This is a genomic window from Streptomyces diversicolor (genome assembly GCF_057537855.1).
On sequence record NZ_BAAJXA010000071.1, the window covers coordinates 12770 to 33458 of the forward strand.

Below are 20689 nucleotides of genomic sequence, written 5' to 3' on the forward strand. Positions count from 1 at the left end.
CCGGTCCCCTCCGGCCCGGCAGGTGCCGCCCTGGCCGGTCACCCCCGTCCGGCCAGGGCTCTTTTCCGCGCGCCGGGCCGGATCCCGGGCGATGGACCGCCCCCGAGGTGCCCGGCGCGGCGGCAGCGGCTGAAATGGGCGTAGGGAGAACTCCGGAAATCCCCGGCCCGCGAGGAGCCCTGCGCCATGACCAAAGCGATAAAACTGCTGACCGCCCTCCCGCAGCCGCAGCGCGAGCGCCTGATGGAGCTGGCGCGGGAGGTGTCCTTCCCCGAGGACACCAGGATCTTCGAGGCCGGTGGCACGGCCGACCGGTTCTGGGTGATCCGGTCGGGCGCGGTCAACCTCGACCAGCAGGTGACGACCCATCAGCGGGTGACGGTGGCCGGCCTCGGCGCGGGCGACCTGCTCGGCTGGTCGTGGCTCTTCCCGCCGTACACCTGGGACTTCGGCGCCGTCGCGTTCAGCTTCGTACGGGCCTACGAGTACGACGCCTCAGCGGTGCTCGCGCTCAGCGTGGAGGACCCGCTGCTCGGGCTGTCGCTGGTGCGGACCGTCGCCGAAATCCTCGCCCACCGCCTGGAGTTGACGAGGGGCAAGCTCATGGAGCAGTACACGCTGCACCGGCGCGGCGCGCTGTAGCGCGCCTCAGCCGTGGTAGCGGCGCAGCGCGGGCACCGCGGCGGCCAGAGCCAGCATCACCGCGACCACCAGCAGCCCGCCGCCCACGACGGCCGCGCGCGGCCCGAAGGCGGAGCCCGCCGTGCCGTGCAGCACGTCGGCCAGGCGCGGGCCGCCCGCGACGACCACCGTGAACACCCCCTGCATGCGCCCGCGCATCTCGTCGGTGGCCGCGGACAGCAGGATCGCCCCGCGGAAGACCATGGAGACCATGTCGGCGACGCCCGCGGCGGCGAGGAACGCCAGCGCGATCCAGAGGTTGCGGCTCAGTCCGAAGCCCGCGACGGCCACGCCCCAGCCGACCACCGCCGCGATGACCATCCAGCCGTGCCGGCGTGCCCGGGAGAACGTGCCGGAGAACAGCCCGCCGAGCACCGCGCCGACGGGAATCCCGGCGAACAGCACGCCGAGCGCAAGACCTTCGCCGTAGGGGGCGTAGGTCTCCGCGGCCAGTTGCGGGAACAGCGCGCGAGGCATGCCGAACACCATGGCGACGATGTCGGCGACGAAGGACAGCAACAGCACCTTGTGCAGGGAGATGTAGCGGAAGCCGGCCGCGACCTCCCGCAGGCCCGCCCGCCGGGCCTGCGCCTCGCCGAGCGGCGGCAGCGCGGGGAGCCGGGCGACCGCCCAGACCGTGACGCACAGCGCCACGGCGTCGATGAGGTACAGCTCGGGCAGGCCGACGACCGGGATCAGCGCGCCGGCCAGCAGCGGCCCCGCCACCAGGCCGGTCTGCATCACCGTCGAGCCCAGCGCGTTCGCCGCGGGCAGTTCCTCCGCGGGGACGAGCCGGGCGATGGAGGCGTTGCGCGCCGGGGAGTTGAGGCCGAAGAACGCCTGCTGCACGGCGAGCAGGACCATCAGGACGGCCACCGAGTCCATGCCGGCGACGGCCTGCGCCCAGAACAGCAGGGAGGTGACCGCGATGCCGATGTTGGTCACCAGCAGCAGTCTGCGGCGGTCCACCGTGTCCGCGACAGCGCCGCCCCACAGCGCGAACACCACCATGGGCAGCAGCCCGGCGAGGCTCGCGTAGCCGACCCAGGCGGAGGAGTGCGTGATGTCGTAGATCTGCTTGGGCACGGCGACGGCCGTGAGCTGGCTGCCGACCGCGGTGACGATCGTCGAGGACCACAGCCTGCGGTAGGCGGGGCGGCGCAGGGGGCGGGTGTCCATCGCCCAGCGGCGCCAGCCGCCTGGCGGCCGGGCTGCCGGGGCCGGGGTGCCGGGCCGTGCCGCGGCGCTGCCGTCGGTGCTCTCGCTCGTGTCCACGGGCTTCCTGGTTGCTCGTTACATCTTTCGATTCGGGCTTCACTATGGCAGCTCCGGCCGCATCCGCCGGGGCGGGGTGCCCGATCGGCTCGGGATCCTCGGTTCAGGATCCGGCGACGAGCAGCGCGCCGAGCGTGATCATGGTCACCGCGACCAGGCCGTCCAGGACCCGCCAGGCCCGTGGCCCGGCGAGGACCCGGCCGAGCAGCCGGGCGCCGAAGCCGAGCGCCGCGAACCAGCACAGGCTGGCCAGGGCCGCGCCGAGACCGAACGTCCAGCGCAGCGGGCCGCGGTCGGCGGCGAGCGAGCCCAGCAGGAACACGGTGTCCAGGTAGACGTGCGGGTTGAGCCAGGTCAGCGCGAGACACGTGAGCACCGCCCGCCGTCTTGAGCCCGCCGCGGCGCCCTCGGTGCGCAGTCCTGCGGCGGCCGGCCGCAGGACGCGGCGGGCGGCGAGGGCGCCGTAGCAGAGCAGGAAGCCGCCGCCGATCAGGGCGACCGCCGTCAGCGCCCCGGGCCAGGCGACGACGAGCGCGCCGACGCCGGCGACGCCCAGCGCGATGAGCACCAGGTCGGACAGGGCGCAGATGCCGACGACCGCGAGGACCGCGTCCCGGCGGACGCCCTGGCGCAGGACGAACGCGTTCTGGGCTCCGATGGCGACGATCAGCGAGAGGCCGGTGCCGAATCCGGCGGCAGCGGCGGTCAGGGCGGCGGACATGCCTGTGACGCTAACCATGCGATCACTCGGCGTACAGCTAAGGATTTTTACGTACCATTAGCGTCTCTGTAGGCGGTCCAGGGGGGTGGAGGAGGTGAGCGGCCGTCATGGTGCCTGAGCTGCCCCTGGACCAGGTGCGGACACTGCTCGCGGTGGTCGACGAGGGCACCTTCGACGCGGCGGCGGCCGCCCTGCATGTGACGCCCTCGGCAGTCAGCCAGCGGGTCAAGGCGCTGGAGCAGCGCACGGGCCGGGTGCTGCTGCGGCGCACCAAGCCGGTACGGCCTACGGAGTCCGGCGCGGTGCTGGTGCGGTTCGCCCGGCAACTGGCCCGGCTGGACCGGGACGCGCGGGGCGAGCTGGGGCTCAGCGGGGCCGGTGAGCCCACGCGGGTGTCGGTGGCGGTGAACGCGGACTCGCTCGCCACCTGGTTCCTGCCGGCGCTGCGGCGGGTGCCCGGCGAGCCGCGGCTCTGTTTCGAACTGCGCCGCGAGGACGAGGACCATACGGCGGCGCTGTTGCGCGAGGGGCTGGTGATGGCCGCGGTGACCTCGTCGCCCGACCCGGTGCCGGGCTGTTCGGTGCGTCCCCTCGGGCGGATGCGCTACCTGCCGGTGGCGAGCCCGGAGTTCGCCGCGGAGCATCTGGCGGGGCCGGCGGCGCCGGCGCTGGCCGCGGCGCCGGTGGTCGTCTTCGACCGGCGCGACGACTTCCAGGACGACTTCATCCGTGCGCTGGACGCCGGCTTCGGCGCCGCGAGCGCGCACCGGCACTATGTGCCCACCTCCGAGGGGTTCGCCGATGCGGTCGCCACGGGGCTCGGCTGGGGCATGGTCCCCGAGGCCCAGGCCGACCCGCTGCTGCGCACCGGCCGCCTGGTCGACCTCGCGCCGGGCCGCTGGGCGGACGTCCCCCTGTACTGGCAGCAGTGGAAACTCGACTCCCCCGCCCTGGCCGCACTGGCCGAAGCGGTGACCGCGACAGCGACGGAGAGCCTGCGCCACTGAAGCAGCGCGCCCCAAGGCAAGGGGGCGCGGGGAACTGCGCGACCAGCCACGATGAGCCCGCAGCCGACCGACGGCACAGCGCGGCACGTCCCGCGGAGCGCTCAGGCCCGGTCCGCTTCGGGGAGGCCGTTCAGGTGGTGGGCCGCGCTGTCCAGCAGCATGTCGAGGGCCGCCGGATAGGCGCTGGTGAGCATGCGGGTGGTCAGCAGAGGGGCCGCCTCGGCGATGCGGGGGTGCGTGGTGGCGGGCAGCCGGGCGTAGATGGAGCTCCAGGTGGCCTCGTCGGCGCGCTGGGAGTCGCTGGGCAGCGCCAGGGACGCGGCGTCGAGCGCGGCGAAGGCCAGGGTCTGGTCGATGAACGCCTGATAGACCCGAACGGTGTCGGCGACCGGAAAGCCGGCGGTCCGCAGGATGTCCAGGACGGCTTCGTCGGCGGCCAGTTCGTGCGCGCGGCCGGTGACCCGGTTCGCGGTCAGCAGCGCCGCCTGCGGATGGGCCACGTACGCGGCGTGGATGCGCAGACCGAGCGCCCGCAGGTCCGCCCGCCAGTGCCCGGTCCGCCGCCAGCCGCGCAGCGCCCGCCCGATGAGCGCGTCGCCGATGGCCAGGGTGAGATCGTCCATGCCGCGGAAGTAGCGGTACAGGGTGCTCGGATCGCAGTCGAGGGCCAGCCCGAGGCGCCGCGCGGACAGGCCGGCGCTGCCGTGCTCGCGCAGCAGGCGCAGCGCGGTCTCCACGATCAGCCCCTCGGACAGCACGGTGCCACTCCTGGTGGGGCGACGGCGCCGCCGCTTCTCCTCGGGCACGACCCGCTTCGGCACGGCATGCCTTTCTCCGGGGCCCCCTGGACGCGGCGACCGCTCTTATGCCAACGCCATTGACCTTACAGGGGCCCACGGCGTTGGATTCCGGTCAGGCGCGCCGCTTCACCCACCTCGACCGGATCTTCGTCGGACAGGGAGTTTCACCATGCGTGTACTGCTCGTGGGAGCGGGCGGTGTCGGCACCGCCGTCACCCGGATCGCCGCCCGGCGTGCGTTCTTCGACCTGATGGTGGTCGCCGACCACGATCTCGCGCGGGCCGAGGCCGCGGTCGCGGCCCTCGGCCCGGACGGGTCCCGGTTCCGCGCCGCGCGCGTCGACGCCGCCGACGAGACGGCGGTGGCGGACCTGCTGGCGCGGCACGGCTGCGACGTGCTGTTCAACGCCACCGACCCACGCTTCGTCATGCCCCTGTTCCGCGCGGCGCGGGCGGGCGGCGCCACCTATCTCGACATGGCGATGTCCCTGTCGCGCCCGGACGCGGAGCGGCCGTACGAGGTCTGCGGGGTCAAGCTGGGCGACGAGCAGTTCGCGCTGGCCGCCGACTGGGCGGAGGCGGGTGCGCTCGCGCTCGTCGGCATGGGCGTGGAGCCCGGCCTTTCGGACGTGTTCGCCCGGTACGCGGCCGACGAACTCTTCGACGAGATCGAGGAGATCGGCGTCCGTGACGGCGCGAACCTCACCGTCGACGGCTATGACTTCGCGCCGTCGTTCAGCATCTGGACCACCATCGAGGAGTGTCTGAACCCGCCGGTCGTGTACGAGGCGGGGCGCGGCTGGTTCACCACGGAGCCGTTCAGCGAGCCCGAGGTCTTCGACTTCCCCGACGGCATCGGGCCGGTGGAGTGCGTGAACGTGGAGCACGAGGAGGTACTGCTCGTGCCGCGCTGGGTGAAGGCCGGGCGCGTGACGTTCAAGTACGGTCTGGGCCGGGAGTTCATCGAGACGCTGCGGACGCTGCACCTGCTGGGCCTCGACCGCACCGAGCCGGTCACCGTGCCCGGCGCTCACGGCCCGGTCGCGGTGTCCCCCCGGGACGTCGTCGCCGCGTGTCTGCCCGACCCGGCGACCCTGGGCGAGCGCATGCACGGCAAGACCTGCGCGGGCACCTGGGTGCGCGGCACCAAGGACGGCGCCGCGCGCGAGGTGTATCTGTACCACGTCGTCGACAACCAGTGGTCCATGGCGCAGTACGGGTGCCAGGCGGTGGTGTGGCAGACGGCGGTCAACCCCGTGGTCGCGCTCGAACTCCTCGCCACGGGTGCCTGGTCGGGGTCGGGTGTCCTCGGCCCCGAGGCGTTCCCGCCGCGCCCGTTCCTCGACCTGCTGACGGCGTACGGCACCCCGTGGGGCATGCGCGAACAGTGACCGCCACCGGCCGCGCTCCGGGGCGGCCGGCCCCGAGGCCGGCGGTGCGGTCGCGGGGTGTCAGCCGTCCCGGGGCGGCGGGATGCCGGGCAGCCGCAGGGTGAAGACGGCGCCCTGTCCGGGCTCGCTCGCCGCGCCCGCCGTGCCGTCGTGCGCGGCGACCAGATGGCGGACGATGGGCAGGCCGAGTCCGCTGCCGCCGGTGCGCCGGCTGCGGGACTTCTCCGCGCGCCAGAACCGGTCGAAGACATGCGGCAGATCGTCGGCGGCGATGCCGTGTCCGGTGTCGGCGACGGTGAGCACGACCTCGTCGCCGTCCCGGCGGGCGGCCAGGGTCACGATCCCGTCGGCGGGTGTGTGCCTGAGCGCGTTGGAGACCAGGTTGCCGAGCGCCTGCCGCATCCGCACCGGGTCGGCGTCCAGCCACGGCTCGCCGTCGCAGTCGGTGCGCAGGGTGACCGCGCCCGCGTCGGCGGCCACCCGGTGTGCCGCGGCGACCTGGTCGAGCAGGTCGCCGGCGGCGACGGGCTCACGGTGCAGGCGCAGCGTGCCCGCGTCGGCGGCGGCCAGGTCCTGGAGGTCGTCGATGACGCGCTGGAGCACCAGCGCCTCCTCGTGCAGGGCGTCGAGCAGGGCCGGATCGGGCTCGACGAGGCCGTCCCGGGTGACCTCCAGCCAGCCGCGGATGTTGGTGAGCGGACTGCGCAGTTCGTGGGCGATGTCGCTGACCATCGCCTTGCGCTGGGCCTCCAGGCGTTCCCTTCGCTCCGTCAGGTCGTTGAATGCCTCCGCCAGGATCCCGGTCTCGTCCCGCGTGGTCACCGGAACCCGCACATGCCGGTCGGGCGGCTGCTGGGCGGCCGCGGTCAGCGCGCGCAGGGGCCGCACCAGCCGGGTGGCGACCGCGGCGGTCACGGCGACCGTGACGGCGAGCACGAGCGAGGCCACGCCGACGACCTTGGCCTTGTTCGCCGGTGACATGTCGAAGCGTGGCGTCGCCTGGTCGCCGAGGCCGAGGAACAGCTCGGCCACGGGGGCGACGTACGGGTCGAGCTGGGCGCGGCGGGCGCTGTCGACGCAGCTCTGCACCAGGCGCATCCCCTTGCCGTCGGCCGCTCCGGCGTACTTCACGAGGAACCGGCCGAAGGTGCCGGCGCCGCCGGGGTCGAGCATCAGGTACAGCGGCAGGTCCGGGTTCATGCCCTTGCGTGCCAGGCAGGCGCTGGTGGCCCCGGTCAGCGCGGTCAGCGCCCGTTGTTCGGTGGCGGTCGGGGCGGCCGACGGATGGCCGCACCGGTCCTGGACGTAGCCCGTCACCTCCGTCCCGTCGGCGGCGGTGACGAAGGGCCGCCCGGCCGGGGTGTGTTCGATCCTGGTCCGGATGCCGAGGCTTTCGAAGCAGGCCCGCTGCTTGCCGGTGACGGCGTCCAGCCGCTCGCGTTCCTGGGCGGTGAGCCGGTAGGGGCCCACCGCCCGCGGGTCCAGGCCGGTGAGCTGCGCCCCCGGCTCGGTGTAGGTGTCGGTGCGCAGCGGGTCGACGGAGGCGGCGGGCCGCGGCGGCAGCGGGGTGCCGCGGGGCGCGGAGTCGGCGAGCAGGACCCGGTCCGGGGTGGTCAGGGCGATGCGCCGGCCGGTCTTCGCGGCCAGCTCGCGGACGGTGTGCCGGACGTCCTTCCAGTCGGGGTGGGTGGCGGCGTACCCGCTGAGCCGGGCCAGGATGTTCGTGTCGGCGGCGAGGTCCTGGCCCTGCTCCTCGCGCAGCGCGCTGGTGGTGGTGGTCACGGCCAGCCAGGCCGTCGCGGCGACCGAGCACACGGCGATCAGCGCCGAGGCGATGAGCAGCCGGACCAGCAGCCGTTTGCGCAGCGGTATCCGGCCCTTCACGGCCGGCCGCCGCTGAGCTTGTAGCCCACCCCGAACACGGTGAGCAGCCGCGCCGGCCGGCGCGGGTCGGCCTCGATCTTGCGGCGCAGATTCATGATGTGCACGTCGACGGCCCGTTCCGTGGAGGCCCGGTCGAAGCCGCTGGTCGCCTGCAACAACTGCCGCCGGGAGAAGACCCGTTCCGGTTCGGCGGCCATGGCCAGCAGGATCTGGAACTCGGCCGGGGTGCACTCCACCGGCACGCCGTCGCAGCGCACTTCGTGCCGTACCGGGTCGACGCTGACGCCTCCGGCGCGCACGGCGGGGTCCTCGCGCACGCCGGCGCCCCGGCCGCTGCGCCGCAGCACGGTCCGGATGCGGGCCATCAGCTCGCGCGGGCTGTAGGGCTTGGTCAGGTAGTCGTCGGCGCCCAGTTCAAGACCGAGCAGCAGATCGTCCTCGGCGGAGCGGGCGGTGAGCATGAGCACGGGGATGTCGGCGGTGTCCGGCGCGCCGCCGCGCAGGGCCCGGCACACGCCGAAGCCGTCGACCAGCGGGAGCATCAGGTCCAGGACGACCAGGTCGGGTGCGAGCCGGCGGGCCGCGTTAAGGGCGGCGGCGCCGTCGTGGACCACCGTGGCGGTGTGGCCCTCCGCCAGCAGGGAGCGGCGTATGAGTTCGGCCTGCATCTCGTCGTCCTCGGCGACCAGCACATGTGCGCACACGCGGCGGATCCTAGGCGGTGTTTCGCGGTCGGGTCATGTGCCGACCCTGGCCGACACATGTGAGGAATTCGTCAGCCCGGCGCTCCGAGGAACGCGGGGCCGTGTCACGGTGCGGCTCGGCCGCCCTACAGTGCGGTGCTCGGTTTGCCCTTGGTGTACAGCCACGTGTGGAACAGGCTCTTCAGGTCCTTGCCCGACTCCCGCTCGGCGAGCCGCACGAACTGTTCGGTGGTGCCGTGTCCGTCGCGGTGCTGGGTGGGCCAGGCGCGCAGGATCCGGAAGAACGCTGCGTCGCCGACGGCCTTGCGCAGCTGGTGCAGGGTCATGGCGCCGCGGTCGTACACCGGGTCCTCGAAGAGGTTGTCGCCGCTGCCCGGGTCGCCTGGCGGGATGTCCCACAGGTCGTCGTCCTCGGGGCTGGCGTACAGCTCGTCGAAGATCTCCTGCGCGCTGTCGCCGCCGTGCTGTTCGTCGTAGAGCCACTCGGCGTAGCTCGCGAAGCCCTCGTTGAGCCAGATGTCCTTCCAGGAGGTGAGGGCGACCGAGTCGCCGAACCACTGGTGGGCGATCTCGTGGACGAAGGTCGCCAGATCGGGTGCCGAGTCGTAGACGGGGCGGCTCTGGCTCTCCAGGGCGTATCCGACGTGCGGGGCGTGGTCGACGATCGATCCGGCGGCCCGGTACGGGTAGGGGCCGAACAGCTTGCTCTCCCACTCCAGCACGGAGGGCAGCTTCTTCAGGACGGACGCCGATGCCTTCGCCTCGCGGGGGTCGACGGCGTTGTACACCTGGATGCCGTCGCCGGTGGTGTACCGCTCGACCTGGAACTTGCCGACCGAGGCCGTGGCCAGGTAGGCGGCCATCGGCTCGCTCTGGCGCCAGCGGAAGGTGGTGCGGCCGTCGGCGGTGCTCTGCCCGAGCAGGACGCCGTTGGCGACGGCGGTGCGCCCCTCGGGGACGGTGATCGTGAAGTCGTACGAGGACTTGTCCAGGGGGTGGTTGTTCGCCGGGAACCAGGTCATCGAGCCCTGCGGCTGGCCCGCGACGAACGCGCCGTCGTCGGTGTGGATCCAGCCGTCCTGGGAGCCGTCCTCGTCGATGAGGGGCTGGGGCGTGCCGTTGTAGTCGACCCTGACCTGGAACTCCTGGTCCTTGGCGAGGGCACGGCGCGGGGTGACGACCAGTTCCTGGCCGGCGCGGCTGACGTCGGCGGCCTCGTGGTCGACGGTGACGCCGGTGACGTTCAGCCCCTTGAGGTCGAGGTCGAAGCGGGACAGCTCGTGGGTGGCGCGGGCGGTGAGGACGGCCGTGCCGTCGAGGTGCCGGGCCTCGGTGTCGTAACGCAGCGTCAGGTCGTAGTGCTGGACGTGGTATCCGCCGTTGCCGGCGAGCGGGAAGTAGGGGTCGCCCAGGCCGGTCGCTCCGGGCGAGGCGGCCACGGACGGTCCGGCGGCGCCGAGCAGCGCCGCCAGGGCGACGGGGACGGTGGCGAGGACGGCCTCGCGGCGCAGCACCGCGGTGCGTCGTCCTGCGCCCTGCTGTGGGGGTGGCGTCACATGCGCTCCTTGGGAGGGATGACCGACAGCGATCTGCCACAGACTAGAGGCGATTTCGCCCGTATTGCCCCCCTTCGGGGCACGTCGCGCCGCGTCGTCCACCGGTCGGCCGGTCTCGCCACCGTACGCTCGCGGCACCGTCCGCGCCCGCAGAGAGGTCCCCGATCGTGAGCGTCCGTGTGCGCCCCGTCCATGAACCGCCCGAGCCCGACGACGGACTGCGGGTGCTGGTCGACCGGCTGTGGCCGCGCGACCTGCCCGAGGACTCCGCCGGCATCGACGAGTGGCCCAAATCCCTGACCCCCTCCGCCGAGCTGCGCGAGTGGTACCACGCGGGCCTCGGCGACTACGGGGAGTTCCGCCGCCGCTACACCGCCGAACTGGAGAGGCCGGAGGCCGCCGCGCTGCTCGACGCGCTGCGCGCGTCGGCACGCGCCGGAGCGGTGACGCTGCTCACCGCGTCCAGGAACCCGCGGCAGGGCCATGCCGCGGTCCTGGCGTCGCTCCTGCGCACCTGACCCGGCGCACGGCGAACGGCGCCCGCGGCACGCTCCTCCCGCACAGCGCACGGGAGTTCCCCCGCCGCACCGCTGCCCGAACGACCGCGGGCGAGGTCGGCGCCCCGCAGGGGCGCGGGGAACTGCGCGCTCAGCCACGACGGCGTCGCACCCGAACGACGACCGACAAACCGGCCGACCCAGCGGGGGACCCGCGACGCGCTCAGCCACGACGGCGCCGCACCCGAACCACGACCGACTCGACCGAGCGCCGCCCCGACGCCCTCGCTCATCCGGTCTGTTGTGCCGCGGCCCGGCCCGCGGCGCGGCCGGAGAAGAGGCAGCCGCCGAGGAAGGTGCCCTCCAGCGCGTTGTAGCCGTGGACGCCGCCGCCGCCGAACCCGGCCACCTCGCCGGCCGCGTACAGCCCGCCGACGGGCCGCCCGTCGGCGCCCAGGGCGCGGGAGTCCAGGTCGGTCTGGATGCCGCCGAGCGTCTTGCGGGTGAGGATGTGCAGCTTGACGCCGATGAGCGGGCCCGCGGCGGCGTCGAGGACGCGGTGCGGGACGGCGACCCGGCCGAGGCGGTCCCCGATGTAGCGGCGGGCGTTGCGGATGCCCTGCACCTGGGAGTCCTTGCTGAAGGGGTGGTCGATCTGCAGGTCGCGCGCCTCGATCTGGCGGCGCACCGCGGCGGGGTCGAGCAGGGGCCGCTCGGTGAGGCCGTTCATCTTCTCCACCAGCCGTTCCAGGGTGTCGGCGGTCACGAAGTCCGCTCCGTGGCGCACGAAGTCCCGCACGGGCCCGGGGGCGCCCTTGCCGAGCAGCCGGTCGCGCAGCACCGCCCTGCGGTCCTTGGCGGTGATGTCGGGGTTCTGCTCGGAGCCGGACAGCGCGAACTCCTTCTCGATGATCTTCCGGGTGAGGACGAACCAGGAGTGGTCGTGCTCCTTGAGGTCGTCGGTGGTGCGCAGGTGCCTCAGGGTGCTCAGGGTGTCGTAGCCGGGCAGGCAGGGGTCGGGCAGCCGACGGCCGAGCGCGTCCAGCCAGACGGGGGAGGGTCCGGACAGGATGCGGATGCCGTGCCCTGGCCAGACGGGGTCCCAGTTGCGCAGGCCCTCGGTGTAGTGCCACATGCGGTCCCGGTTGACCAGGCGCGCGCCCGCCTCGGCGCTGATGTCGAGCATCCGGCCGTCGACATGGGCGGGGACGCCGGTGACCATGCGCGCGGGGGGTGTGCCGAGCCTTTCGGGCCAGAACCGGCGCACCATGTCGTGGTTGGCGCCGATGCCGCCGCTGGTGACGATCACGGCCTGGGCGGTCAGCGCGAAGTCGCCGCTGCGGTCGCGGTTGGAGGCGATGCCGCGGGGCGCGTCGTCGGGGGCGAGGACAATGCCGCGCACCCCGGTCACCTCTCCCGCCTCGACGACGAGTTCGTCCACCCGGTGGCGGTGGTGGAAGGTGAGCAGCCCGTCCCTGGCGGCCTGCCGGGCGTGCCGCGCGAACGGTTCGACGACGCCGGTGCCGGTGCCCCAGGCGATGTGGAAGCGCGGCACGGAGTTGCCGTGCCCGTCGGCGCGCAGATCGCCGCGTTCGGCCCAGCCGACGGTGGGCAGCAGGGAGATGCCGTGCCCCTGGAGCCAGGACCGCTTCTCGCCGGCCGCGAACTCGACGTAGGCGCGGGCCCAGCGCGCCGCCCAGGAGTCCTCGTCGGCGAGCCGGTCGAACCGCGCGCTGCCCTGCCAGTCGTTCCAGGCGAGGTCGAGGGAGTCCTTGACGCCGAGGCGCCGCTGCTCCGGTGAGTCGACGAGGAAGAGCCCGCCGAAGGACCAGTACGCCTGGCCGCCCAGGTTGGCGGCGTTCTCCTGGTCGAGCAGGGCCACGCGCCTGCCCCGGCTGGTGAGTTCGTGCGCCGCGACCAGGCCGGCGAGACCCGCTCCGACGACGATGACGTCCGCGTCCATGGCGTGCGTTCCCTTCCCTCTACGACTCGTGCGGGGTGGTGCTGCCGTCGGTCAGCAGCGCGGTGAGCAGGCGGCCGAGCCAGGCGCGGGCCGCGTCCACGTCCCTGTCCAGCAGCAGTTGGGTGGTGACTCCGTCGTAGGCGGCGACCACGGCGTGCGCGGCGCCGTCGGCGCCGCCGAGCACGGCGGGCAGCGCGGTGCGGCCGGCGGCCCTGGTCAGCCGGTCCTCGATCGCCCCTCTGAGGCGGGCCCGGTGGTCGAGGAGTGCCTGCGCCACCGCGGGGCGGCGGGCGGCGTGCACCAGGAAGTCCGTCTTGACCAGCAGCCAGTCCACGTCCAGCAGCAGCACCTCGGTGACCCGGGCCACGGCGGCGGGCACGTCGAGCCCTGGTCCGTCGAGGGCCAGCGCGTCGGCCACTTGCTCGGCGATGAGCTCGGCCCGCTCCCGGTACAGGGCGAAGAACAGCTCGTCCAGGGTGGCGAAGTTGGAGTAGAAGGCGCCTCTGCTGAAGCCGGCGGCCTCGCAGACCTCCTCGATGGAGACCCGGCCGAACCCCTTCGCGGCGAACACCGTGAACGCGGCGTCGAGCAGCCTGGCCCGGGTCTGCACCCGGCGCCGGGTCACCCGCCCCGCCGTCTGCCGCGTCATCGCCGGACCTCCGTTCGATGCGCGAATGTATCGGATACGCCGATGTATCGATAGAGGGGGGAAGAGGCGGAGGGAAGGGCGGGAGGAGCGCCGTACGGCGGCACGCACCGCCCGCGATCATGGGAACACATTTTCGATTGACGGGTTACGCTGGGGCCATGGCCACGCACTTCCAGGGCTCCCTGTTCGACCAGACCGACGAACTGCGGCTCGCCGCCCTCGACGGCGCGCGCCGGACCGAGCTGGGCCGGGGCGCCTGGATCGACGTGCTGCCCGGCTGGCTGAGCGGGGCGGACGCGCTGTTCGAACAACTGGCCAGGGACGTGCCCTGGCACGCGGAGCGGCGCACGATGTACGACAGCGTCGTCGCCGTACCGCGGCTGCTCGCCTTCTACGGGGCGGACGACCCGCTGCCGCACCCCGTGCTGGCCGAGGCCCGCGACGCGCTCTGCCGCCACTACGCCGACGAACTCGGCGAGCCCTTCACCACGGCCGGCCTGTGCTACTACCGCGACGGCCGGGACAGCGTCGCCTGGCACGGCGACCGGATCGGGCGGGGCGCCCGCGAGGACACCATGGTGGCGATCCTGTCCGTGGGCACGCCCCGGGACCTGCTGCTGCGCCCGGCGGGCGGCGGCCACTCGGTCCGCCGCCCGCTCGGCCACGGCGATCTCATCGTGATGGGCGGCTCCTGCCAGCGGACCTGGGAGCACTGCGTACCGAAGACGACGCGCGCCACCGGGCCGCGCATCAGCGTCCAGTTCCGGCCGCACGGCGTACGGTGACCCCGGCATCCCGTGCACCCCGCGCACCGCGGCGGACGGAACGTCTGGTTGGCTGTCGGCCGTCGGGCAGCACGCTCAGGACTCGGGGAGATCATGCGGGCAGACGTACGCCAAGTCGCCGACGGCGCCTACCTGGTGCACGGCAGCGACACCAACTGGGTGATCCTCACGGACGGGGACACCGCGACCCTGGTGGACACCGGCTATCCCGGGGACCGGCAGCTGGTCCTCGACTCCCTGGCCGCCGTGGGCGTCAAGCCCGAGGCGGTCGCGGCCGTGCTGATCACCCACGCGCACAACGACCACCTGGGCTCGGCCGAGTACCTGCGCGCCGCGTACGGAACCCCGGTCCTGCTGCACGAGGCCGAAGTGCCGCACGCCCGCCGGGAGTTCCTTCAGCAGGTGTCCGTGGGCGCGGTGCTGCGCAACGCCTGGCGGCCGGGCGTCGTGCCGTGGCTCGTGCACGTGCTGCGCGTCGGGGGCACCGAGCAGCACCCGGTCGGCGCCCCCGAGGCGTTCCCCACCGCGGGCGCGCTGGACCTGCCGGGCCGGCCCGTCCCGGTGCACACCCCCGGCCACACCGACGGACACACCGTCTACCACCTGCCCCACCTCGGCATGGTCATCTCCGGCGACGCCCTGGTCAGCGGCCACCGCACGTCCCGGCTGCGCGGGCCCCAGCTGCTGCCGGTCATGTTCGACCACGCCCGGGACCGCACGGTGGACTCACTGGAGCTGATCGCGCGGCTCGACGGGGACATCCTGCTGCCGGGCCACGGGCCCGTGCACCGCGGGTCCGTGCGCGAGGCCGCCGAGCAGGCACGGGACCGGGCCCGCCGAACCGCGCGGGCCAGGCCGTAGGGTTCATGCCATGGTCATGCAGATCAGCGCCACCAACCCGGAGCACCCCGCGCCCCTGCTCGAACTGCCCTGGAGCGTGCCCCTTCAGGAGTGGCCCGAGGACCACCTCGTGCCCCTGCCCCGCGGCATCTCCCGGCACGTGGTGCGCTACGCCCGGGCCGGCACCGAGATCATCGCCGTCAAGGAACTGGCGGAGCGGCCCGCGCTGCGCGAGTACGAGCTGCTGCGCGACCTGGACCGGCTCGGCATCCCCGCCGTCGACCCGCTGGCCGTGATCACCGGCCGCACCGACGCTGCCGGGCAGCCGCTGGAATCGGTGCTGGTCACCCGGCATCTGCGCGGCTCGATGCCGTACCGCTCGATGTTCGAGACGACCATGCGGCCGGAGACCATGCACCGGCTCATGGACGCCCTGGCCGTGCTGCTGGTACGGCTGCACCTGGCCGGGTTCGCCTGGGGCGACTGCTCGCTGTCCAACACGCTCTTCCGGCGCGACGCGGGCGCGTACGCCGCCTACCTGGTGGACGCCGAGACCGGCGAACTGCGCCCGCGGCTCAGCCCCGGGCAGCGGGAGTACGACCTCGACCTGGCCCGTGTGAACATCAGCGGCGAGCTGCTGGACCTGGAGGCGTCCGGGGCGCTGCACCCCTCCGTCGACCCCGTCGAATTCGGCCACGAGATCTGCACCCGCTACGACGAGCTGTGGCAGGAACTGACCCGCACCTCCGTGTACCCGGCGGGCAAGTACCACTACATCGAGCGCCGCATCCGGCGTCTGAACGACCTCGGCTTCGACGTGGCCGAGATGCAGATCGAGCACTCCTCGAACGGCGACTCCGTCACCTTCGTGCCCAAGGTCGTCGACGCGGGCCACCACCAGCGCCAGCTGCTGCGCCTGACCGGCCTGGACACCGAGGAGAACCAGGCCCGCCGGCTGCTGAACGACCTGGAGAGCTGGATGGCCACGCAGGAGGACTACGCGCCCGATGACCCGCTCGCGGCCCCGCCGGAGGTGCTGGCCCACCGCTGGGTGCGGGACGTGTTCCGGCCGACCGTGCGGGCCGTGCCGCCGGGGTTGCGGGGCGCGGTGGATCCCGCGGAGATCTACCACGAACTGCTCGAACACCGGTGGTACCTGTCGGAGCGGGCGCAGCATGACATCGGGCTGGACACGGCGGTCGCCGACTACATCGCCAACGTGCTGCCGGAGGCTCGGGCGGCCCTGGAACCGTGACGCTCCGCTGGGTTGGGCGGTTTTGGGTCGTCGTTCGTGTGCGGTGGCGTTGGGGCGGGGCTCGATTGAATCGGTCGTGGTTCGGGTGCGGCGGCGTTGGGGCAGCGCTCGGTCGAGTAGGTCGTGGTTCGAGTGCGGCGCCGTTGTGGCTGGGCGCGCAGTTCCCCGCGCCCCCCTGCGGGGCGCCACACCGGGCCCAGGTCGTCCGGCTGACGCTCCTCACAGCGGGGCGTGATTCGGGTGCGGCGGCGTTGTGGTTGAGCGCGCAGTTCCCCGCGCCCCCCTGCGGGGTGCCGCACCGGGCCCGGGTCGTGCGGCTGGCGCTCCTCACAGCGAGGCGTGGTTCGGGTGCGGCACCGTTGTGGCTGAGCGCGCAGTTCCCCGCGCCCCCCTGCGGGGCGCCACACCGGGCCCGGGGCGTGCGGCTGGTGCTCCGGACAGTGCGGCGGCGTTGTGGGTGGGCGCGTGGTTCCGCGTGCGCCTTGCGGGGTGCTGCCGTCAGGGGTGGGGGGTTACTGCCACCGGGCAGGGGGCGTGGTGGAGTACGCCGTGGGCCACCGAGCCGATGCGGGCGCCCACCGGTGTGCGGTGGGCGCGGCGGCCCACGACCATCAGCTGGGCCCGTGCGGCGACCGACAGCAGCACCTGGCCCGCGCTGCCCATCTCGACGTGCTCGGTGACGGGGACGTCGGGGAACCGCTCCCGCCATGGCGCGAGCGCGGCGGCCAGCGCATCCTTCTCGTACGGCTCCAGGCCCCCGGCGTCGTCGAGGAGCTTCATCGAACCCGGGCTGTAGGCGAAGACGGGCGGCAGCATCCAGGCCCGGACCGCGCGGAGCGCGGCCCCGCGGGCCGCGGCCGTCTCGAACGCGAACCGCAGGGCGGCGGCGCTGTCCTCCGGGTCGCCCTGCTGGCCCACGACCACCTCCCGGCCGGCCGCCTCGGCGTCGGCCCGGTCGTCGGCACGCACCAGCACGACCGGCCGCGCGGCCTCCGCGATCACCTGCTGTCCGACGGAGCCGAGCAGGAACCCGACGACCGCCGCCTGCCCGCGCGAGCCGAGCGCCAGCAGCTCCGCGTCGGCCGCGGCGGCGACCAGCGACTCGACGGCGTGACCCTCGACGACGTCGACGGACACCGTCAGCTCCGGGTGGCGCCCGGTGACCTCGCGCACCGCCTTGGCGGTCGCGCCGCGCACCCAGCCGGCCTGGGTGTCCCGGTCCGCCGCCCCGGCCCCCTCGTGCGGCTGGAACCGCCACGCCTGCACCACCCGCAGCGGCCGGTCCCGGCGCACGGCCTCGCGGGCCGCCCACGCCAGCGCCGCCAGGCTCTCCTCACTACCGTCGACCCCTGCCGTGATCGGGCGTGTCATGCGCCGGCCTCCTCGTCGTCGCGCTTCTGCGGGGATCAGTCTCCACCACCGGGGCCCGACGCCTGCCCGCCGGGGGTACCGCGGCGCAGTGAAGCGAAGCCGGACGAACGAACATACGATGGGCCTAGCCGGTGCGGTGACGAGGGCGACACCGCCCCTGGACACGACCGCTCGGGGTGGGAGACACATGGCACAGGCCGCCGACGCAACGCGCACCGTCATCATGACCGTGGACGACGACCCGGGTGTGTCCCGTGCCGTCGCCCGGGACCTGCGGCGCCGCTACGGCCAGTCGTACCGGATCGTGCGCGCGGAGTCCGGCGAGTCCGCGCTGGACGCGCTGCGCGAGCTGAAGCTGCGCGGCGATCTCGTCGCCGTGATCCTGGCCGACTACCGGATGCCGCAGATGAACGGCATCGAATTCCTGGAACGGGCCCTCGACGTGTACCCGGTCGCCCGGCGGGTGCTGCTGACGGCGTACGCGGACACCAACGCGGCCATCGACGCGATCAACGTCGTGGACCTCGACCACTATCTGCTCAAGCCGTGGGACCCGCCGGAGGAGAAGCTCTACCCGGTCCTTGACGACCTGCTGGAGGCGTGGCGCGCCAGCGACCACCGGCCCGTGCCCAGCACCAAGGTCGTGGGCCACCGCTGGTCGGCCCGGTCCTCGGACGTACGGGAGTTCCTGGCCCGCAACCAGGTGCCCTACCGCTGGTACTCGGTCGACGAGCCGGAGGGCGGGCGGCTGCTGGCCGCGGCCGGGCAGGACGGTCAGCGGCTCCCGCTGGTGATCACGCCGGAGGGGGCGGTGCTGGTCGAGCCGGAGGCGCCCGAGCTGGCCGCGAAGGTGGGCCTCGCGACGACGCCGACCGCCGACTTCTACGACCTGGTCGTCATCGGCGGCGGCCCCGCCGGGCTCGGCGCGGCCGTGTACGGGGCCTCGGAGGGGCTGCGGACGGTGCTGGTGGAGCGGTCGGCGACCGGCGGGCAGGCCGGGCAGAGCTCCCGGATCGAGAACTATCTCGGTTTCCCGGACGGCGTCTCCGGCGCGCAGCTCACCGACCGGGCCCGGCGGCAGGCCGCCAAGTTCGGCGCCGAGATCCTGACCGCGCGCGAGGTGACCGGCCTTGAGGTCAACGGGGCGGCCCGGGTGGTGCGGTTCGCGGACGGCTCCGCGGTGGCGGCGCACAGCGTGATCCTGGCGACCGGGGTGCAGTACCGGCAGCTGGCCGCCGACGGCTGTGACGGCCTGACCGGCTGCGGGGTGTTCTACGGCTCCGCGCTGACCGAGGCCGCCTCCTGCCAGGGGCACGACGTGTACATCGTCGGCGGTGCCAACTCGGCGGGCCAGGCGGCGATGTATCTGGCCCGGGGCGCGAAGTCGGTGACGCTGCTGGTGCGCGGCCCGGATCTGTCGGCGTCCATGTCGTACTACCTGATCCAGCAGATCAACGAGGCGCCGAACATCTTCGTGCGCTCCCGCACCGTGGTCGAGGCCGCGCACGGCACGGACCGTCTGGAGCGGCTGACGCTGCGCGACTCGGTGACCGGTGAGACCGAATGCGTGGACGCGCAGTGGATGTTCGTGTTCATCGGCGCGGCCCCGCTGACCGACTGGCTGGACGGCACGGTGCTGCGCGACGAGCGCGGGTTCATCCTGGCCGGACCGGACCTGACGGCCGACGGCCGGCCGCCGACGGGCTGGGAGCTGGACCGGCCGCCGTACCACCTGGAGACCAGTGTTCCCGGCGTGTTCGTGGCGGGCGACGCCCGCGCCGAGTCCGCCAAGCGTGTCGCGTCGGCCGTCGGCGAGGGAGCGATGGCCGTGATGCTCGTCCACCGGTATCTGGAGCAGTCATGAGCGGTCGTGCCCTGCCGTGCAGTCCCAAGGAGATCGGTTCGCTGTTCCTGTTCGAGAAGCTGGAACAGGAACAGTTGGGCCGGTTGTGCCGCGAGGGGCGGGTGGAGCTGTTCGAGCCCGGCCCGGTGTACACCGAGGGCGAGCCCGCCAGCTGTTTCTACGTCATGATCGAGGGCACCGTCGTGCTGTCCCGCCGGGTGGCGGGCGACGACGTCGAGGTCACCCGGACCTCGCAGCGCGGGGTGTACGCGGGCGCCATGCAGGCGTATCTGGGCGACCGGGTGCGGCAGGTGTACAACAACTCAATGCGTGTCACCGAGCCGACGCGGTTCTTCGTGCTGCCCGCCGACACGTTCGCGAGCATCATGGGCGAGTGGTTCCCGATGGCGGTGCATCTGCTGGAGGGGCTGTTCTTCGGTTCGAAGAACACGCAGGCGGCCGTGGGACAGCGGGAACGGCTGCTGGCGCTCGGCTCGTTGTCGGCGGGTCTCACGCATGAGCTGAACAACCCGGCGGCGGCCGCCGTGCGGGCCACCGCGAGCCTGCGCGAGCGGGTGGCGAAGATGCGGCACAAGCTGGCCGTGATCGCCGAAGGCCCGTTCTCCCGGGAGGCGTTGGCGGACCTGGTGGAGATCCAGGAACGCACCGCCGAACGGGTCGCCAAGGCGCCCGCGCTCAGCCCGCTGGAGGCCGCCGACCGGGAGGACGCCCTCACCGACTGGCTGGGCGACCACGGCATCGACAACGGCTGGCAGCTCGCACCGACCTTCGTACAGGCGGGGCTCGACGTCGACTGGCTGGAGCAGGTCGGGGCGGCGGTCGGCGAGGAGATCCTGCCCAATGCGGTCGGCTGGCTCAACTACACCGTCGAGACCGAGCTGTTGATGAACGAGATCGAGGACTCCACCACCCGTATCTCGCACCTGGTCGACGCGGCCAAGCAGTACTCCCAGCTGGACCGGGCGCCCTACCGGGTGGTCGACGTGCACGAACTCCTCGACAGCACCCTGCTGATGCTGTCCGGCAAGATCGGCCCGCGGATCGAGGTCGTCAAGGAGTACGACCGCACGCTGCCGCCGGTGCCGGCCTACCCGGCGGAGCTGAACCAGGTATGGACCAACCTGATCGACAACGCGGTCGCGGCCATCAACAGCGCGGGCGGCGAAGGCAGGTTGACGGTCCGCACGGCGTTGGACCACGAGCGGATGCTGGTCGAGTTCCGTGACACCGGGCCGGGTGTGGCGCCGGAGATCCGCGACCGTATCTTCGACCCGTTCTTCACGACCAAGCCGGTCGGCGAGGGTACCGGGCTCGGCCTGGACATCTCCTGGCGGATCGTCGTCAACAAGCATCACGGCACCCTCCGGGTGGACTCGGTGCCCGGCGACACCCGCTTCCAGGTCCTGCTCCCGCTGACCGCCGAGACCCCCGCCGAGAGCCCCGAGGA

General features: G+C 73.4%; 18 protein-coding genes. 9 read left to right on the forward strand and 9 right to left on the reverse strand.

Translation table 11 applies throughout. The features are described 5' to 3' along the window. Window positions 1–186 precede the first annotated feature (186 nt). The gene (locus AC27LF_RS43260; protein ID WP_479664683.1) at window positions 187–642 is read left to right on the forward strand and encodes a cyclic nucleotide-binding domain-containing protein; all 456 of its coding nucleotides are present in this window, start codon (window positions 187–189) and stop codon (window positions 640–642) included. A 6-nt stretch (window positions 643–648) separates the two neighbouring features. On the opposite strand, the gene AC27LF_RS43265 is transcribed toward AC27LF_RS43260, so the two are convergent. Both AC27LF_RS43265 and AC27LF_RS43270 read right to left on the reverse strand, forming a co-directional pair. Then, entirely contained in the window at window positions 649–1956 is a 1308-nt protein-coding gene (locus AC27LF_RS43265; RefSeq protein ID WP_479664684.1) for an MFS transporter, read from the reverse strand. Window positions 1957–2059: 103 nt separating this feature from the next. Beyond that, window positions 2060–2677, reverse strand: a complete 618-nt coding sequence (locus AC27LF_RS43270) for a LysE/ArgO family amino acid transporter (RefSeq protein WP_479664685.1) — start codon at window positions 2675–2677, stop codon at window positions 2060–2062. Window positions 2678–2784: 107 nt separating this feature from the next. Here AC27LF_RS43270 and AC27LF_RS43275 point away from each other — a divergent pair, with 107 nt between their 5' ends. Then, window positions 2785–3684 (forward strand): LysR family transcriptional regulator ArgP, encoded by a 900-nt coding sequence (locus AC27LF_RS43275; RefSeq protein WP_479664686.1) that lies wholly within the window; start codon window positions 2785–2787, stop codon window positions 3682–3684. A 101-nt stretch (window positions 3685–3785) separates the two neighbouring features. Here the strand turns inward: AC27LF_RS43275 and AC27LF_RS43280 are convergent, their stop codons facing one another. Next, window positions 3786–4505, reverse strand: a complete 720-nt coding sequence (locus AC27LF_RS43280) for a TetR/AcrR family transcriptional regulator (RefSeq protein ID WP_479664687.1) — start codon at window positions 4503–4505, stop codon at window positions 3786–3788. A 148-nt stretch (window positions 4506–4653) separates the two neighbouring features. Here AC27LF_RS43280 and AC27LF_RS43285 point away from each other — a divergent pair, with 148 nt between their 5' ends. Next, entirely contained in the window at window positions 4654–5874 is a 1221-nt protein-coding gene (locus tag AC27LF_RS43285; protein WP_479664688.1) for a saccharopine dehydrogenase family protein, read from the forward strand. A 60-nt stretch (window positions 5875–5934) separates the two neighbouring features. On the opposite strand, the gene AC27LF_RS43290 is transcribed toward AC27LF_RS43285, so the two are convergent. The 3 genes from AC27LF_RS43290 to AC27LF_RS43300 form a co-directional block, all read right to left on the reverse strand. After that, window positions 5935–7758 carry a sensor histidine kinase gene (locus AC27LF_RS43290; protein ID WP_479664689.1) on the reverse strand — a complete coding sequence of 608 codons (1824 nt, stop codon included), beginning with the start codon at window positions 7756–7758 and terminating at the stop codon, window positions 5935–5937. Then, window positions 7755–8462 (reverse strand): response regulator transcription factor, encoded by a 708-nt coding sequence (locus AC27LF_RS43295; RefSeq protein WP_479664690.1) that lies wholly within the window; start codon window positions 8460–8462, stop codon window positions 7755–7757. The genes AC27LF_RS43290 and AC27LF_RS43295 overlap by 4 nt, the downstream gene beginning before the upstream one ends. Window positions 8463–8587: 125 nt before the next feature. Beyond that, the gene (locus AC27LF_RS43300) at window positions 8588–10018 is read right to left on the reverse strand and encodes a M1 family metallopeptidase (RefSeq protein ID WP_479664691.1); all 1431 of its coding nucleotides are present in this window, start codon (window positions 10016–10018) and stop codon (window positions 8588–8590) included. Between the two features lie 167 nt (window positions 10019–10185). Here AC27LF_RS43300 and AC27LF_RS43305 point away from each other — a divergent pair, with 167 nt between their 5' ends. After that, on the forward strand, window positions 10186–10536 hold the full coding sequence (locus tag AC27LF_RS43305) for a DUF488 domain-containing protein (RefSeq protein ID WP_479664692.1): 351 nt from the start codon (window positions 10186–10188) through the stop codon (window positions 10534–10536). A gap of 268 nt (window positions 10537–10804) precedes the next feature. Here AC27LF_RS43305 and AC27LF_RS43310 read toward each other — a convergent pair whose 3' ends face one another. Further along, complete coding sequence (locus AC27LF_RS43310) at window positions 10805–12478, reverse strand: FAD-binding dehydrogenase (RefSeq protein WP_479664693.1); 1674 nt, start codon at window positions 12476–12478, stop codon at window positions 10805–10807. 19 nt (window positions 12479–12497) lie between these two features. After that, window positions 12498–13127, reverse strand: a complete 630-nt coding sequence (locus AC27LF_RS43315; RefSeq protein ID WP_479664694.1) for a TetR/AcrR family transcriptional regulator — start codon at window positions 13125–13127, stop codon at window positions 12498–12500. A gap of 158 nt (window positions 13128–13285) precedes the next feature. Here AC27LF_RS43315 and AC27LF_RS43320 point away from each other — a divergent pair, with 158 nt between their 5' ends. The 3 genes from AC27LF_RS43320 to AC27LF_RS43330 all read left to right on the forward strand — a co-directional run bounded on the left by AC27LF_RS43320 (window position 13286) and on the right by AC27LF_RS43330 (window position 16007). Continuing rightward, window positions 13286–13912 carry an alpha-ketoglutarate-dependent dioxygenase AlkB gene (locus AC27LF_RS43320; RefSeq protein WP_479664695.1) on the forward strand — a complete coding sequence of 209 codons (627 nt, stop codon included), beginning with the start codon at window positions 13286–13288 and terminating at the stop codon, window positions 13910–13912. 93 nt (window positions 13913–14005) lie between these two features. Continuing rightward, a complete protein-coding gene (locus AC27LF_RS43325; RefSeq protein WP_479664696.1) occupies window positions 14006–14773 on the forward strand; it encodes an MBL fold metallo-hydrolase in 768 nt (255 codons plus the stop codon). Window positions 14774–14783: 10 nt separating this feature from the next. After that, window positions 14784–16007: a DUF4032 domain-containing protein gene (locus AC27LF_RS43330; RefSeq protein WP_479664697.1), complete on the forward strand. Its 1224-nt coding sequence runs from the start codon at window positions 14784–14786 to the stop codon at window positions 16005–16007. A 498-nt stretch (window positions 16008–16505) separates the two neighbouring features. On the opposite strand, the gene AC27LF_RS43335 is transcribed toward AC27LF_RS43330, so the two are convergent. Then, window positions 16506–17378, reverse strand: a complete 873-nt coding sequence (locus AC27LF_RS43335; RefSeq protein ID WP_479664698.1) for a universal stress protein — start codon at window positions 17376–17378, stop codon at window positions 16506–16508. Between the two features lie 187 nt (window positions 17379–17565). Here AC27LF_RS43335 and AC27LF_RS43340 point away from each other — a divergent pair, with 187 nt between their 5' ends. Both AC27LF_RS43340 and AC27LF_RS43345 read left to right on the forward strand, forming a co-directional pair. Then, entirely contained in the window at window positions 17566–19242 is a 1677-nt protein-coding gene (locus AC27LF_RS43340) for an NAD(P)/FAD-dependent oxidoreductase (protein WP_479664699.1), read from the forward strand. Beyond that, on the forward strand, window positions 19239–20689 hold a 1451-nt coding region (locus tag AC27LF_RS43345; RefSeq protein WP_479664700.1), incomplete at its 3' end, for an ATP-binding protein. The genes AC27LF_RS43340 and AC27LF_RS43345, both read left to right, overlap by 4 nt.

Coding starts and splice junctions, on each gene's coding strand:
- AC27LF_RS43260 (WP_479664683.1), top strand. CDS start 187: ATGACCAAAGCGATAAAACTGCTGACCGCCCTCCCGCAGCCGCAGCGC.
- AC27LF_RS43270 (WP_479664685.1), bottom strand. CDS start 2,677: ATGTCCGCCGCCCTGACCGCCGCTGCCGCCGGATTCGGCACCGGCCTC.
- AC27LF_RS43275 (WP_479664686.1), top strand. CDS start 2,785: ATGGTGCCTGAGCTGCCCCTGGACCAGGTGCGGACACTGCTCGCGGTG.
- AC27LF_RS43285 (WP_479664688.1), top strand. CDS start 4,654: ATGCGTGTACTGCTCGTGGGAGCGGGCGGTGTCGGCACCGCCGTCACC.
- AC27LF_RS43310 (WP_479664693.1), bottom strand. CDS start 12,478: ATGGACGCGGACGTCATCGTCGTCGGAGCGGGTCTCGCCGGCCTGGTC.
- AC27LF_RS43315 (WP_479664694.1), bottom strand. CDS start 13,127: ATGACGCGGCAGACGGCGGGGCGGGTGACCCGGCGCCGGGTGCAGACC.
- AC27LF_RS43320 (WP_479664695.1), top strand. CDS start 13,286: ATGGCCACGCACTTCCAGGGCTCCCTGTTCGACCAGACCGACGAACTG.
- AC27LF_RS43325 (WP_479664696.1), top strand. CDS start 14,006: ATGCGGGCAGACGTACGCCAAGTCGCCGACGGCGCCTACCTGGTGCAC.
- AC27LF_RS43330 (WP_479664697.1), top strand. CDS start 14,784: ATGGTCATGCAGATCAGCGCCACCAACCCGGAGCACCCCGCGCCCCTG.
- AC27LF_RS43335 (WP_479664698.1), bottom strand. CDS start 17,378: ATGACACGCCCGATCACGGCAGGGGTCGACGGTAGTGAGGAGAGCCTG.
- AC27LF_RS43340 (WP_479664699.1), top strand. CDS start 17,566: ATGGCACAGGCCGCCGACGCAACGCGCACCGTCATCATGACCGTGGAC.